This window comes from Pediococcus ethanolidurans, assembly GCF_964062635.1.
Taxonomy (GTDB): domain Bacteria; phylum Bacillota; class Bacilli; order Lactobacillales; family Lactobacillaceae; genus Pediococcus; species Pediococcus ethanolidurans.
Genome location: NZ_OZ061250.1, coordinates 1,222,501 through 1,236,056, shown reverse-complemented (window position 1 = coordinate 1,236,056; position 13,556 = coordinate 1,222,501). Strand labels below are relative to the sequence as shown.

General features: G+C 37.5%; 13 protein-coding genes and 2 pseudogenes. 4 read left to right on the top strand and 11 right to left on the bottom strand.

Going from position 1 to position 13,556, the window contains the following annotated elements:
* Positions 1-9: 9 nt before the first annotated feature.
* Positions 10-546 carry a dUTP diphosphatase gene (locus AB3219_RS06045; RefSeq protein ID WP_216753520.1) on the bottom strand — a complete coding sequence of 179 codons (537 nt, stop codon included), beginning with the start codon at positions 544-546 and terminating at the stop codon, positions 10-12.
* 199 nt (positions 547-745) lie between these two features.
* Between AB3219_RS06045 and AB3219_RS06040 the strand changes: the two genes are divergently transcribed.
* The 3 genes from AB3219_RS06040 to AB3219_RS06030 are packed head-to-tail and all read left to right on the top strand — an operon-like array spanning position 746 to position 3,177.
* A complete protein-coding gene (locus AB3219_RS06040; protein WP_057805732.1) occupies positions 746-1,072 on the top strand; it encodes a GNAT family N-acetyltransferase in 327 nt (108 codons plus the stop codon).
* Positions 1,059-1,745 carry a ribose-5-phosphate isomerase RpiA gene (gene rpiA, locus AB3219_RS06035; RefSeq protein ID WP_216753521.1) on the top strand — a complete coding sequence of 229 codons (687 nt, stop codon included), beginning with the start codon at positions 1,059-1,061 and terminating at the stop codon, positions 1,743-1,745. The genes AB3219_RS06040 and rpiA overlap by 14 nt, the downstream gene beginning before the upstream one ends.
* A gap of 52 nt (positions 1,746-1,797) precedes the next feature.
* The gene (locus AB3219_RS06030) at positions 1,798-3,177 is read left to right on the top strand and encodes an aminopeptidase C (RefSeq protein ID WP_216753522.1); all 1,380 of its coding nucleotides are present in this window, start codon (positions 1,798-1,800) and stop codon (positions 3,175-3,177) included.
* Positions 3,178-3,418: 241 nt separating this feature from the next.
* Here AB3219_RS06030 and AB3219_RS06025 read toward each other — a convergent pair.
* The 4 genes and pseudogenes from AB3219_RS06025 to AB3219_RS06010 all read right to left on the bottom strand — a co-directional run bounded on the left by AB3219_RS06025 (position 3,419) and on the right by AB3219_RS06010 (position 7,054).
* A pseudogene (locus AB3219_RS06025) lies at positions 3,419-4,106 on the bottom strand (filamentation induced by cAMP protein fic).
* A 213-nt stretch (positions 4,107-4,319) separates the two neighbouring features.
* Positions 4,320-4,991, bottom strand: a complete 672-nt coding sequence (locus AB3219_RS06020; RefSeq protein WP_216753523.1) for a 2,3-diphosphoglycerate-dependent phosphoglycerate mutase — start codon at positions 4,989-4,991, stop codon at positions 4,320-4,322.
* A 2-nt stretch (positions 4,992-4,993) separates the two neighbouring features.
* Complete coding sequence (locus AB3219_RS06015) at positions 4,994-6,037, bottom strand: DMT family transporter (protein ID WP_216753524.1); 1,044 nt, start codon at positions 6,035-6,037, stop codon at positions 4,994-4,996.
* A gap of 63 nt (positions 6,038-6,100) precedes the next feature.
* The gene (locus AB3219_RS06010; RefSeq protein ID WP_057805720.1) at positions 6,101-7,054 is read right to left on the bottom strand and encodes an AEC family transporter; all 954 of its coding nucleotides are present in this window, start codon (positions 7,052-7,054) and stop codon (positions 6,101-6,103) included.
* A gap of 172 nt (positions 7,055-7,226) precedes the next feature.
* On the opposite strand from AB3219_RS06010, the pseudogene AB3219_RS06005 reads away from it, so the two are divergent.
* Positions 7,227-8,328: pseudogene (locus tag AB3219_RS06005) on the top strand (LCP family protein).
* Between the two features lie 85 nt (positions 8,329-8,413).
* Here AB3219_RS06005 and accA read toward each other — a convergent pair.
* From accA to AB3219_RS05975, 6 genes are all read right to left on the bottom strand, one after another.
* Positions 8,414-9,202 (bottom strand): carboxyltransferase subunit alpha, encoded by a 789-nt coding sequence (gene accA, locus AB3219_RS06000; RefSeq protein ID WP_216753525.1) that lies wholly within the window; start codon positions 9,200-9,202, stop codon positions 8,414-8,416.
* Positions 9,203-9,206: 4 nt separating this feature from the next.
* The gene (locus AB3219_RS05995; RefSeq protein WP_216753526.1) at positions 9,207-9,995 is read right to left on the bottom strand and encodes an acetyl-CoA carboxylase carboxyltransferase subunit beta; all 789 of its coding nucleotides are present in this window, start codon (positions 9,993-9,995) and stop codon (positions 9,207-9,209) included.
* Positions 9,979-11,322, bottom strand: a complete 1,344-nt coding sequence (locus AB3219_RS05990; RefSeq protein ID WP_216753527.1) for an acetyl/propionyl/methylcrotonyl-CoA carboxylase subunit alpha — start codon at positions 11,320-11,322, stop codon at positions 9,979-9,981. Before AB3219_RS05990 ends, AB3219_RS05995 begins: the two co-directional genes overlap by 17 nt.
* Before the next feature lies 1 nt (position 11,323).
* Positions 11,324-11,716: a biotin/lipoyl-containing protein gene (locus AB3219_RS05985; protein WP_216753528.1), complete on the bottom strand. Its 393-nt coding sequence runs from the start codon at positions 11,714-11,716 to the stop codon at positions 11,324-11,326.
* Positions 11,717-11,732: 16 nt separating this feature from the next.
* The gene (locus tag AB3219_RS05980) at positions 11,733-12,707 is read right to left on the bottom strand and encodes a beta-ketoacyl-ACP synthase III (RefSeq protein WP_216753529.1); all 975 of its coding nucleotides are present in this window, start codon (positions 12,705-12,707) and stop codon (positions 11,733-11,735) included.
* 346 nt (positions 12,708-13,053) lie between these two features.
* The gene (locus tag AB3219_RS05975; RefSeq protein ID WP_216753530.1) at positions 13,054-13,554 is read right to left on the bottom strand and encodes a PTS sugar transporter subunit IIB; all 501 of its coding nucleotides are present in this window, start codon (positions 13,552-13,554) and stop codon (positions 13,054-13,056) included.
* Between the last annotated feature and the right edge of the window lie 2 nt (positions 13,555-13,556).

Here is a 13,556-nt window from a genome sequence, read left to right as displayed (position 1 = left end):
TTAAACTTACTACTTACCAGATGAACCAAAACCACCCACTCGCTTAGTTGCATGCTCATCTTTACCATCGGCCTGCAAATAAGGCATAAAGATTCCCTGACCGATTCGTTCGCCCTTTTTAATCGTAATATCTCGAAGACCCATATTGATCAATTGAAAATAGATCTCACCCTCATTACTATCGTTGTTATAATAATCTGCATCAATAATGCCAACACCATTAGGTAAGATCAAATTGCGTTTCAACGGATTGCTTGATCGATTAGCAGCCAGTAAAAATTCATCATCTTGCATATAAGCTTTAATTCCGGTTGGAACCAAAAAAGGTTTTAAATCCTTACCACCATTTAGTAAATCCGTTTCACTAACAGCTTGCTTATGGCGTAATGCCCAGAGAACTTTCAAAAAATTGCCCTTCCAAATGGAAGGTAAAACAAAATCCGTAGCCGCTTCAAAATCATAACCAGCCGCATGGTTGGTCGAACGATATGGAAGATTCAGATTTTTATCTTGGTATTTGGAAACAATTTCAAAACCACGTTTCATATTAAAAATTCCCTTCTTGTTTATCTAATGTGTAAATTCGCATTAAAAAGTTTAATCTTTGTACATTATCCGTTTGAAACCAAGTTTTGTAAACTAATTCATTCAGTAAAAGGGAGAAATTTAAGTTTTCTAATTGACTTTGCAAAATACGAAAGCGACAATTAATGTAAATAAACAATTTTTAGAGGGATGTGTTGGGATGGAATTCACTAATGACGGCAAAAAAATCAGTTTTACTTATCACGAAAAAATTGGTGGTTGTGTCACTTACTTTTTCATTAAGAAACAAGAAACTATAGTTATTGAACAGGTCTTTGTAAATCCAGAATTACGTGGTCAAGGTTTAGCACAACAACTCATGCTGAAGATCTTGAGCTTTGCTAAAGAACAGCATAAAAAAATCTATCCATTATGTCCTTATGCGCGAACTTATTTAAAAAAACATACCGAGTATCAGGCGCTGATTGATGATCACACTACTCTAGAAACCAAAAATGAAATGGAGAAAAACAATGGATCAAAATGAACTTAAGAAATTAGTCGGTCAAGAAGCTGTCAAATTTATTCAAGATAACACAGTCGTTGGTCTTGGCACAGGTTCCACCGTTAAATTTATGGTCGATGCCCTTGGTGAACGCGTTAAAAAGGAAAATCTTCACATTATCGGTGTTCCAACTTCAAATCGAACTGCTAAACAAGCTGAATCATTAGGTATTCAGGTCAAGTCGGTCGATGAAGTGGACCATATTGATCTTACTATCGATGGTGCCGATGAAATTAGCGCAGATTATCAAGGCATTAAGGGTGGCGGTGCTGCTCATCTGTTTGAAAAAATTGTGGCAACCAATTCTACCAAAGTCATGTGGATTGTGGATGAATCCAAAATGGTTCAAGGACTTGGTAAATTCCCCTTACCTTTGGAAGTAATTCCCTATGGTAGTCAACAAGTCTACAAAAAACTAACGGCCAAAGGACTTCATCCGCAGTTCAGACTGGATGAAAATGGCGACCATGTTTTAACCGATTCAAAAAATTATGTCATTGATCTTCATTTAGGGAAAATTGAACATCCTCACGAATTGGCCGATTATTTAATCAAACAGGTTGGCATTGTTGAACAGGGTCTCTTTTTAGATATGGTCAATACCATCATTGTGGGTCGCCAAAATGGTCCTGAAGTTATCCAAGCCCGTCCCTAAACAGTTTTTAATCAAGATTTAAGCATTTACTAATTATTCTTTTTCGACTACAATGTTTATATATCATAGGTTAGGAGTGAATAAATTGAGTAATAACAGTATTTCTAAAGATCAAGTTGCTCGTTACGCAAAACATTATAATGAACAAAACAAGTCTAAAGTCCTCGAACGTGCGGTTACTAAAAATGGTATTTTAGCAGCTAGCGAAGGCCTTCGTGGCGGCGCAGACTTCAGCCCAGTTTTTTCAATCGATTTAGAGACAGGTGCTGTTGCTAATCAGAAGCAAAGTGGTCGTTGTTGGATGTTTGCCGCATTAAACACCATGCGTCATCATCTATCTGCAGAGTTTAAGCTCAAGGATTTTGAGCTTTCTCAAAACTACACCTTTTTCTGGGATAAGTTTGAAAAATCAAACTGGTTCTACGAAAATATCATTGCTACTGCTGACAAGCCAACTTCAGATCGTAAAGTTGCCTGGCTTTTAAATGAACCTCAAGGTGATGGTGGTCAGTGGGACATGTTATGTGCCATCATTGACAAATATGGGATCGTTCCAGAATCTGTTTATCCTGAAACCTACAACAGTAACAAGTCTAACGAATTCAACACCCTCTTAAACGAAAAACTTCGTAAAGATGCTGTTGAATTACGTGAACTTGTTAATGCCGGTTCTTCAGACGAACAAGTTCAATCACGCAAAGAAAAAATGTTGGAAGAAGTTTACCGAATGGCTTCATATAGCTTTGGTGAACCACCTACAACTTTTGACTGGGAATACCGTGATGACGACAAGAACTTCCATCGTGAAGCTGGTTTAACGCCTAAGTCATTCTTTGAAAAGTTTGTTGGTTGGGATCTTACTAACTACGTTTCAATCATCAATGCTCCTACTGATGACAAACCATTTAACCATACCTACTCAATTGAAATGTTGGGTAACGTTGTTGGTGGTCGTCAGGTTAAGCATTTAAACTTAAACATGCATGATTTCAAGCAAGCAGCTATTAACCAACTTAAGGCTGGTCATAGTGTTTGGTTTGGTTGTGATGTCGGTCAGCATTCAGAACCAAGAAAACGTGGATTATTGGATCTTGGCGTTTATGATGAAGAAGCTCTTTTTGATATTGATTTATCAATGTCTAAGGCAGAACGTTTGGATTACAGTGAGAGTTTGATGACTCATGCGATGGTCATTACTGGTGTTGATTTAGTTGACGGCGAACCAAAGAAATGGAAAGTCGAAAACAGCTGGGGTGACAAGGTCGGAACTAAGGGTTACATGGTCATGACGGATGAATGGATGAGCGAATATTGCTACCAAGTCGTTGTGGACAAACAATTCTTAACGGAAGATCAACGAAAGGCACAAGCTGAGGAACCAACTCAATTGTTGCCATGGGATCCAATGGGTGCGTTGGCATACAAGAATTAGTGAACGTAACAAAGCGTTAAGACCAAATAAATAGGTAAGGCGGATGACGGGATATTTCCCGGCTGGAGCCTTGCCTATTTATTTAGTCTGCTTTGCGGAGTTGTCCTAAAAAAAGTGAACGCAGAAAAGCAAAAAAATGTTTAAAGGTACATAACTGAAAACTAAAAGAACCAAATCATTCTTAATTATGTAATGCAAAAAGTTAGTGACAATCAAATCAGTTCAAATTTCCCCATTAGTCTTAATTTACACGGAAAAGCTGAACACCCTGAATGCCATTATCATAAGTCCATTTTTTAATCACGTTCATGTCGTTAGTACGATAAAAATCGGCAATTAATTCGTTCCATTTATGCCAATGATTTAAGGGAACATTGATTAAACCAGCACCATTATCAATCATCAGCTTGTTTGCAACTAATGTGGACGCCCTTTTATTTCCATCCCCAAAAATTTGACCGCGTATATAATGATACATTAGTGTCATTGCTTTATCTGTTGTGCTTTTTAAGGAACTTGATAACAAATCCTTTAAAAATTTTTGTTCTTTTCCTGCATCAACAGACTCTGGTACAAAATCTTCACTCGTACCAATTTGCACTATGCTACTACCCTTTTGTAGTTCACCAGGAACTAACGCATCCTGAGCTGAAACAATAGCATTAAACTTTTTCACATAGTCTAATGTCAATGTCTCTTCATTGGGGGTTGTTATCAACTCCCATCCTCGTTTCAAATTTATAATGGTATTTATATCCTTCTACAGAAACGCCATCAACACCCATTCCATCCATAATGGTTTGCGTTTGTGGTAAGGTCGTGTTTATTCCCTCAAAACGTGCATTTGTATGCACTAGTCTAGTAAAATTCATTTTGGCAAACCTAACATTTTGATCACGGGTCAAATTATATTTATCCTTGTACTGCATATGATGGCTACACTCCAATCAGTAACTAATTTAAATTTCAATTAAAGATTATTTTTAAAAAAATTTTATAATTAGGGTTACTATATCGGTAGCATAGCCCTAATCGATTCTCAAAGATAACTCATTCATGACCATATAACAAGCTTCATTGCTAACAAAAAAGAAGGCCAACTACAGCCTTCTCCTCAAAACTCGTTTTTAGCTGGTTCATTTTTAGTCCAGCACTTCTTTGCTCACAATATTCAAATTTTCGTCAAATTGATAAATAATTGGTTCACCATTGGCGACTTCAACGCCATCAATGCCTTCATCGCTAATTTGTTCTAAGTACTTAATGAGGGCACGTAAAGTACTACCATGGGCCACAACCAACTGGTTTTTGCCCGCTAAAAGTTTGGGAGCAATTTGGTCCGTCCAATAAGGCAACAGTCGGTTATAAGCCATCTCAAGGCTCTCGCCACGAGGTTCAACGTCACCCAACTGCATATAACGCCGATCTGACTCAGTTGCCTTCAATAGTGGTGGGACAGCTTTAAAACTACGGCGCCACAAGGCCACTTGATGAACACCATATGTTTTACGTGTTTCATCCTTATTTTGCCCACGAAGTGCACCATAATGTCGCTCATTCAACCGCCAAGCTTTATGAATTGGTAACCAATTTTGGTGAATTTCGTCCATGACGATATCCGCCGTCGTGATTGCCCGCTTTAACAAAGATGTATGCACATCTTCAAACTGAATTCCCGTTTGATAAATAAGCTTTCCAGCTTGATGAGCCTCTTGTCTGCCCTGCTGTGTTAATGGAACATCGCTCCAACCCGTATAAACATTATCACGGTTAGCAATGCTTTGACCATGCCTCAATAAGACTAAGTACGTCATTTTTAATCCTCATCTTCAACATTTGAATTAAAGTCTTCTACTTCTCCAATTAAGTCGTCTGAATCAGTTTTTTTCGTTTTATCAGGATAAACTGGTTGTCCCATTTCGGATCGAATTGATTTTGAACGATTTCCAATAAAGGTAATAACTGAACCTAACAAAATAATCACGATACCAATAATAGTTGGCAAAATAATCTGTTCACTTAAAATTAGCGCCGCTAGTACTGGTGCTAATGCTGGTTTGATAAAGAACACCAAAGAGGCTGTAGAAACGTCTGAAGTTTCCATTGCCAAGAAGTAAAACGCAAATCCTCCACCAGTGACACAAACACCAATAAAGAACAACAATGGTAAATATTGCCAACTAATATTTTGAATAACTGGAATGTTAACAAATTGCTTTAAATAGCTCACTTGCGTCATTGAACGACCGATAACTGGTACATGTGTTAAAGCAACAATTGCCAGCAGTTCAACGGTTCCAGTCAAAAAAGTAAAACAAGTCATCACAATACCGTTTAAATCCCGTTTTTGTGAACCGTACCGTGAAATAATACTATATAAGCCAAAAGTTAAGGCTGAAGTCACAGCCAATGTTAATCCCACAACATTAGTTAAATGGGCTGGATTGACGATTACTAGTAAACCAATCACAGAAACAACTACTGAAATTAAATTAGCACGTCCTAAACGTTCATGCAAGATTAAATATGAAAAAATTAAGGCAAACACAGGATTACAACTAAACAATACTGCAACTGTAGCTGCTGGTGAATATACAATCGCTAGTTGATACAATGTCATACTAATGATAACACAGATAAATCCTGTAATACCAAATAATCTCAAATCTTTCCAATTAAGTTTACGTTGCTGTTTTTTCAAAGAGTTTAAGGCAATTGGTAACAATACTAATCCACCCACGGCAAACCGAATCAAATTCAATTGAATCGGATCAAACGCGCCGCCTGCCATTTTAAGGGCAATTTCCATCAAACTAAACATTAAAGTTGAAAAACTAATGTAACTGACTGTTTTTCTCAATTTCTTTATTATCTCCCAAATATTTTTAAACTGACGTTCTTTTTCCTACAATATTGCTAAAACTTAAGTAATTAATCCTGATTTAACAAATAACATTAATAATGGAATAACTGCCAAACTTAGCAAGGTGGTTTCGGTCACCATAATTGCTGCATACTTTTCGTCTGCATGATACAATTTGGCCACTACTGGGGCATTGGTCATTACTGGCATTGCCGATTGCAAAATAAAAACTTGTTTCATTAATACAGGAACCGGCATTGGTAATACCAGTAGTGTCATGAGAACTGGGGCAAAAATAAATCTCCCTGATAAAACACCCAAACTATCCCGATCAATGGTTACGTTTTGAATACCGGCGCGCTGAATCGCAATTCCAATGAAAAACATGGAAAGTGGAATTGTTAAACCACCAATATACTGACAATCGGTCAATACAAATTGTGGAAGTTGAATATGGAAAATAACCAATAAAACACCCACAATAAAACCAAGTAACGGCGGTGAAAAGATTTTACCCAAAGTGGTCTTCAAATTGAATTTTTCTGAAGTTGTCCCGTCTCTTTGAATTAACCAAACCCCTAACGTCCAAAAAATGGTGGTGTTTGCCATGTAATAAACTAGTACATATGGCAAACTACGATTACCAAACAAGGCCATATTGACCGGTAGACCAATAAAAACAGTGTTAGAATTTAGAAACATTGATTCAAATAATCCCCGGTGTTGTTCCTTAATTTGCATCACTCGATATAAAACTGCCGCTAACGCAAATAAAATTAACATGGATAAAACAGGAAATCTTAAATCTGGTAGTGTACTTAGCAGCTTTTTTGCAGTAAAATCATGAGTAATCGTGCTAATCATATAGGCAGGTAAAGCAATTTGAGTCACTAATTTGGCAATTAGTCGTGAAGAACTTTCGTCAAACCACTTTCGCCAAGACAGGATATATCCAATGGCAATCATCACAATAATGATAATAACGCCTTGAATACTATGTATAAAAATTGTGATTTTATCCCTTCCCTAGATGGTGTATGATAAATGCAACAATGATTAGTATAGCATATTTTCATAGACCATTTTCATAAAAAGGCCGTTGAAATATGATGTAAGCGCGGGGAAAACGTTTTAATTTTAAAATTTAATAATTGAAAAGAGGTTCACCTTAGTGAGTGAGAAACACATGAAAAGTGCCAAAAAATCCCACAAAAAGATCTGGTGGAGTATTGGCATCGTTGCCCTAATTTTGTTGATTGCTGGTGGTGTCAAGGCCTATACAATGTACACTAGTGCTCAAAAAGTTGCCAACCAAGCCTACCAAAAAACAAAAACACCAACTACCCGAAACGTTTCAAAAGTGATTAAAAACAAAGATCCACTTAACGTTCTGATTCTTGGAACCGACACGGGTGCCCTTGGTCGTAAAACTAAAGGGCTGAGTGATACGATGATCGTGGCATCGTTAAACGCTCAAAAAGAAACGACTTATATGACCAGCATTCCTCGTGATACTGCCGTTACAATTAACAACACAACTCAAAAGATCAATGCTGCATATACAATTGGTGGCGCATCACAGTCCATTAAAACTGTTCAAAATCTTCTTGATGTTCCAATTGATTTTTATATTGTGATGAATATGGGTGGTCTTAAGGAACTTGTCAATTCTGTCGGCGGTGTTGATGTTACACCAACATTAACCTTTAAATACGGATCAGCAAACGTTAAAAAAGGTGTCAAAACCCACTTAACTGGCAAAGAAGCTCTCTTATTCCCGGATGCGCTATGATGATCCTGATGGCGATTACGGTCGTCAAAAACGCCAACGTCAGGTTATTTTGGCTGTTGTTCGTAAAGCCTTAACAATTTCTTCAGTTACTCGTTTCCAAAGTATTTTGAATTCTGTTCAAAAGAACATGAAAACTAACTTAACTTTCAATGATATGCTTGCCTTACGTTTTAGTTATAAAAATGCTTCTCATCACATAAAATCTAATACTTTGGAAGGTGAAAACGAAACGATTGATGGTTTATCTTACCAAGTTGCCTCTATGACTGAACGACGCAAGATTTCAAATAAAATTCGTAAGGAATTAGGCTTAGCCAATACAACAAAACTAACTGATAGTAGTTCAAGTTCGGATACAACGACTAGCTCAACTACTACTCAGAGTTCTTCAAGTACAACTGCTAGCTCTACTTCTTCAAGCTATAGCAATGCATCTAGTTCAACCAATACATTCAATCAAAACAGTAACACTGGTTCACCAACAACCGGACCATAACTTACACAAAAAGAGACTTCCAAATGAAAGCACGCAACAGGACACACCTGCTGAATCGTAATCTTTCATCAAAGAAATCCCTTTTTTATTGTTCATTTTTATTAAATTCAATTAATTTTTCAAACTTGGTTAACCGCTGTTTTTTTAATTGTGCCGCATCCAAATCTCTCAACTGACCTAATGCTTTGCTAAGAGCAGCATCAATTCGTTCAATTAAGGTATTAGCTGGAGTCTCCAAAATAATGTTATCTACTAAGCCGATCTTTTCTAACTGTTGTGCCGTCATTGGCATAAATTCACTTGCGTCCTGCGTTTGATTTCGATTTTTTAAAATGGCTTGAACTGCTTCTGGCGATGCCACTGAAAACAACGCGTTCTCTAACATTAAGATTTGATTGACATTGCTAAACGCTAACGCACCACCACTGTGACCTTCACCCAAAAATAATGCCACATTAGGTACCGTCAATTGACCCATTTTTAAAATGAGATCAGCAATTGCTTCACTTTGTCCATGTTCTTCTGAAAAAACGCTCGCGTCTGCACCAGGTATGTTAAGTAAAGAAATGACTGGCCGATTGAACTTTTCTGCAGCTTCTACAACTCGCAAAGTTTTACGATACCCCGTCACACGAACAGCACCACCATTCACTTCACGACGCTGTTGAATATTGGTACCTCGATTAATGCCTAGAACAGTGACTGGCCGAGCATGAAATAAACCAATGCCTGCACTCACCGCCGGATCATCGCCCAATTGACGATCACCATGAACCTCAAAAAAATTAATCACTAATTGACTAATTACTTGTTGTGCCGTTAACCGTTTGGGGGAACGAATTAATTTAATTTTTTCTTCTAACGTTTTAGCCATCTTTTTAACCTCCACTATGTAGACGTAAAAGGGTCGTTAATTTAGTTCGCATCTGTTCTCTTTTGACCACTTCGTCAATCAATCCATGGGTAAGTAAATCCTCTGCCGTTTGAAACTCATCAGGCAATTCTTCATGCGTGATTTGCTTGATCACCCGTTTCCCTGCAAAACCAATTTGTGCGTGATCCTCTGCTAACACGTAATCAGATTTAAATCCAAAACTGGCAGAAACACCACCCATCGTTGGATCTGTCAAAACATTAATCACTAACTGCCTGTCGTTTTCAAATTCCGTCCATTGATTTAAAATTGTATTCATTTGTAATAAAGACAAGATCCCTTCTTGCATTCGTGCCCCACCGGAAGCGATGAAAAGAATTAGCGGTAGTTTTTGAGTTTTAGCAATTTGCATAATCTGTCTAATTGCTGTGCCCACCGTTGTATTCAAAGTTCCCATCATAAAATGACTATACATTATGCCTAATGCAACCGGAAACGTGTTGATTTTGGCCGTTCCAATTTGAATAGCTTCTCCATGATGCGTCTTATTTTGTGCTTCATGCAGTTTTGCAGAGTAATTGGGAAAATCCAAAAAATTAGTGGTTTGTGCATTTAATCTAATTTCATGCCAACTATCAGTGTCTACCGTAACTTTCAAACGTTGTTCATTTGATAAGCGCTGCAAATTTTGACAAAAAGGACACCGAAAATACGGTGCCCACTGCAAGTCATGAACATGTTTTCCACAGTGCTGACAAATTTGCCAGCTATTTTTTTCAGGCAAATGACTCATGAGTTGATTCCTCCATCATTTTTCCGACCGAATGAATATAATAATTATCCTTAATAAATTGTTCACTACTGATAATTTGTTTTAGTTGTTTCAAATTTGTGCCAATTCCATTAACCTTTGTTTGAGCTAGTGCATCCTGCATTTTTTTAACGGCCATCGTTCGATCAGTTCCATGCACAATAATTTTTGCCAATAGGCGATCATAAAATGGAGTTAACACATCACCACGTTGCAGACCTGTATCTACACGAATTCCAGTTGGCATTGCAAATTCAGTTAATTTTCCCGTTTCAAACAAATGTGCTGTCATGTCATTTTCAGCGTTCAACCGACATTCAATTGCATGCCCCTGAAAATTCAAATTTGGTAACTCAAATGGCTCATGTGCTGCTACCTTGATTTGCGCCTGAACAATATCAACCCCACTAGTTTCTTCAGTAATACCATGTTCCACTTGCAGACGTGTATTCATTTCCAGAAAGTAAAACTGATGCTGCACAAACAAGAACTCAACCGTTCCTAAACTTTGATAATCTGCTCCATCCAATAACTGATGCACCAATTTATAAAGGTGTTGACGTTCCGCTTGTGTCAGAATGCTGGCATTACTTTCTTCAATAATTTTTTGACGATGTTTTTGTAAACTACAATCACGATCACCTAAAATAAGTAACTTTTCTGGCATCCCCAACACCTGAACTTCAATATGACGAGCCGCCTCAAAATCACGTTCTAGGTAAATCGAGCCATCCAAAAAAGATGATCCTGCCTCTTCTTTTACCGTTTCATATTTTACAAACAAGTCTTTGGCAGAACTAGCCATCCGAATACCTTTACCACCGCCACCGTGACTGGCTTTTAGCAATACTGGATAACCAAGCTTATTTGCCTGATCATATAATTGCGGTTCACTCGTAATCATCCCCGTACCAGGTATAATTGGCAAGCCCAGTTTTTTAGCAATTTTTCGAGAATTCGTTTTATCAGAAAAGTCATGAATCAAACTTGCTTGAGGACCAATCCAGGTCATGCCGCATTCCTCACACATTTGCGCAAATAATTCATCTTCGGATAAAAAACCATAGCCTGGATGAATGGCATCTGCATTTGTATTGATGCCTGCCATTAAAATGGCCTCTCGATTCAAATAGGAATTCTTTGCGCTTGCTGGACCAATACAAACTGCTTCATCAGCAAGTTGCACAAAAAGAGCCTGTCGATCTGCTGTTGAATAAACAGCCACAGTAGCAATTTTTAACTGCTGACAAGCCTTAATGATTCGAATCGCAATTTCACCACGGTTGGCAATTAGAATTTTCTTGAACATTTTACTTATCCTTTTTAATCGATAATAACGGTTGATCAAATTCGACGGATTCGCCATCTTTGACCTTTATCTGATTAATGACACCACCATACAACGTTGTCACGTCATTAAACAACTTCATACTTTCAATTTGTGCCACTACATCACCCGCGTGTACTCTTTGTCCTTTTTTCAGACTGGCTTCTAAATGAGCTACACCAACCATCGGACTTTTGACCATAAATGCGTCAGATTCAGTCTGTTTTTGATCGGAATCAAGGGTAATTTCGTGTTGTGAAATATTATTCGTCCTTTTTTTAACATGAATTCTAGCCTGGTCGAATTCTAAATCAACCTCATCAAAATCAAGTTGCTCTAATTTATCTAATAATTTATTGACGTCTTCTAAATTCAATTTTGACAACTCCTCCTTAGAAGTTAATCAGCATACTGCCATAGTCCAGTCCAGCACCAAATCCCGTTAATAAAACCTTTTGGGGTCGATGCGTATCACGTTGTAGTTGATCTAATGCCATGGGAATTCCCGCAGAAGATGTGTTACCAAAGGTAGTGACATTCGTTGGAAATTTAGTCATTGGGACTGCCAATTCGACACTAATTTTCTCAATAATTCGTAAGTTTGCTTGATGACAAATAATTGCATCAAGCGAATTTACATTTACATGATTTTTATTTAAAATTTGACGCATTTGAACGGGCACCGTCTCAGTAGCAAATGCAAATACGGCACGACCATCTTGATAAAACGCATCGAGTTTTGGATAATTAGTGCCCGCGATTTTTGTAATCGGTGCGATTCTACCACTATGAATAGTTTGATGTTGACTACCTACACTCTGTAACTTTTCATCAATAAAAAATTCTTCGTTAGCATTTTCAGTTGTTTCTAAAAGCGCACCACCAGCTCCGTCGCCAAAGAAGACGGCAGAAGTCCGATCTGTAAAATCCATCATTTTGGAATTCGTTTCACCGCTAATTACTAAAGCATTATGATAGCGACCCGAACGTAAAAATTTTTCAGCTGTGCTTAGACCAAATATAAAGCCTGCACAAGCTGCTGAAATATCCATCGCAAATGCATTGGTTGCTCCTAATTTATCTTGCACAATACATGCAGTCGCCGGAGTTAAACTGTCTGGGGTAATTGTCGAAACTAAAATTAGATCAATTTCTTCAGGTTTTAAACCACTTTTTTCTAGAAGTCGTTCACCAACCCTAGTGCATAAATCAGACGTATTTTCATTATTCATAGCAAAATGGCGAGTCTTAATTCCTGTATGAGATTGAATCCAGTCATCGCTGGTATCCATAATTTTACTTAATTCAAAATTATCGACAATTCTTTTAGGAACGTAATGTCCCGTTGCCGCGATTTTAATATTCACCGTTTTGGCACATCCTCACTTAAATCTATTTTCTCTATTTTACCAATCTTTTTCTTGCTTGGGTAATTTGGAGTTACTCTAATTAAAATCTTTATAATAAATTAGCTTTTAGGAGAGTGAGAAAAAGGTGATTTGACTTCGTGCATACTACGTTGTTCATACATCTAAAATTGCTAAGACGATAAACCTAGGTAATCGAATGATCCGTCCTTTGAATCGTTTGGCTTTCGTACCTAAACGAAAAATCAGCCTTTTTGTTCCGTTTTCAGCTATTAAAGTTCGGAAACAGAAAAAGACTGGGAGTTTTCCCCAGCCTTGTTACTTTTAAAAACATTACTTACTTTGTTTAGAGTTTATTTTTCTCCAACATTGTCATAATATCTTTCTTACCATCATTAGGAATTTTCTGTGCAAATATCTGTAAGCCAGCGTCACGTAATGCCCGAATTGCTTTAATTTCATCAGTACCAACCGCAATCGAATCGTTTAACATGGTCATTCCTTCAGAAAACGCCAAACTACCAATATCAATTCCTAAATCTTGAAAATTCATCCCACCACGCACTAGTCGCAACATATCCTGTACGTTTTCGGTTAACAAAAGCACTTTAAAGGAGTCAAATCGCGGATCTCTATATATTCGTAACATCTTATCAATGGTAATGACATTAGCATTAACACCCATTGGAGCAGCCTGAACGATCAACATTTTTCGTAATTCATCATTAGCAACATTATCTGAAACCACCAATATCCGATTTGGTTTGACACTTTTTGCCCAACCGGTTGCTATTTGGCCATGAAGTAAGCGACTATCCACTCTAGCTAAACAAATCTTCATTGTCAAAA

Excerpts from the sequence above, each read along its gene's own strand:
- AB3219_RS06040 (WP_057805732.1), top strand. The coding sequence starts at position 746 with ATGGAATTCACTAATGACGGCAAAAAAATCAGTTTTACTTATCACGAA.
- AB3219_RS06030 (WP_216753522.1), top strand. The coding sequence starts at position 1,798 with ATGTTTATATATCATAGGTTAGGAGTGAATAAATTGAGTAATAACAGT.
- AB3219_RS05990 (WP_216753527.1), bottom strand. The coding sequence starts at position 11,322 with ATGTTCAAGAAAATTCTAATTGCCAACCGTGGTGAAATTGCGATTCGA.
- accA (WP_216753525.1), bottom strand. The coding sequence starts at position 9,202 with ATGGCTAAAACGTTAGAAGAAAAAATTAAATTAATTCGTTCCCCCAAA.
- AB3219_RS05995 (WP_216753526.1), bottom strand. The coding sequence starts at position 9,995 with ATGAGTCATTTGCCTGAAAAAAATAGCTGGCAAATTTGTCAGCACTGT.
- AB3219_RS06045 (WP_216753520.1), bottom strand. The coding sequence starts at position 546 with ATGAAACGTGGTTTTGAAATTGTTTCCAAATACCAAGATAAAAATCTG.
- rpiA (WP_216753521.1), top strand. The coding sequence starts at position 1,059 with ATGGATCAAAATGAACTTAAGAAATTAGTCGGTCAAGAAGCTGTCAAA.
- AB3219_RS06020 (WP_216753523.1), bottom strand. The coding sequence starts at position 4,991 with ATGACGTACTTAGTCTTATTGAGGCATGGTCAAAGCATTGCTAACCGT.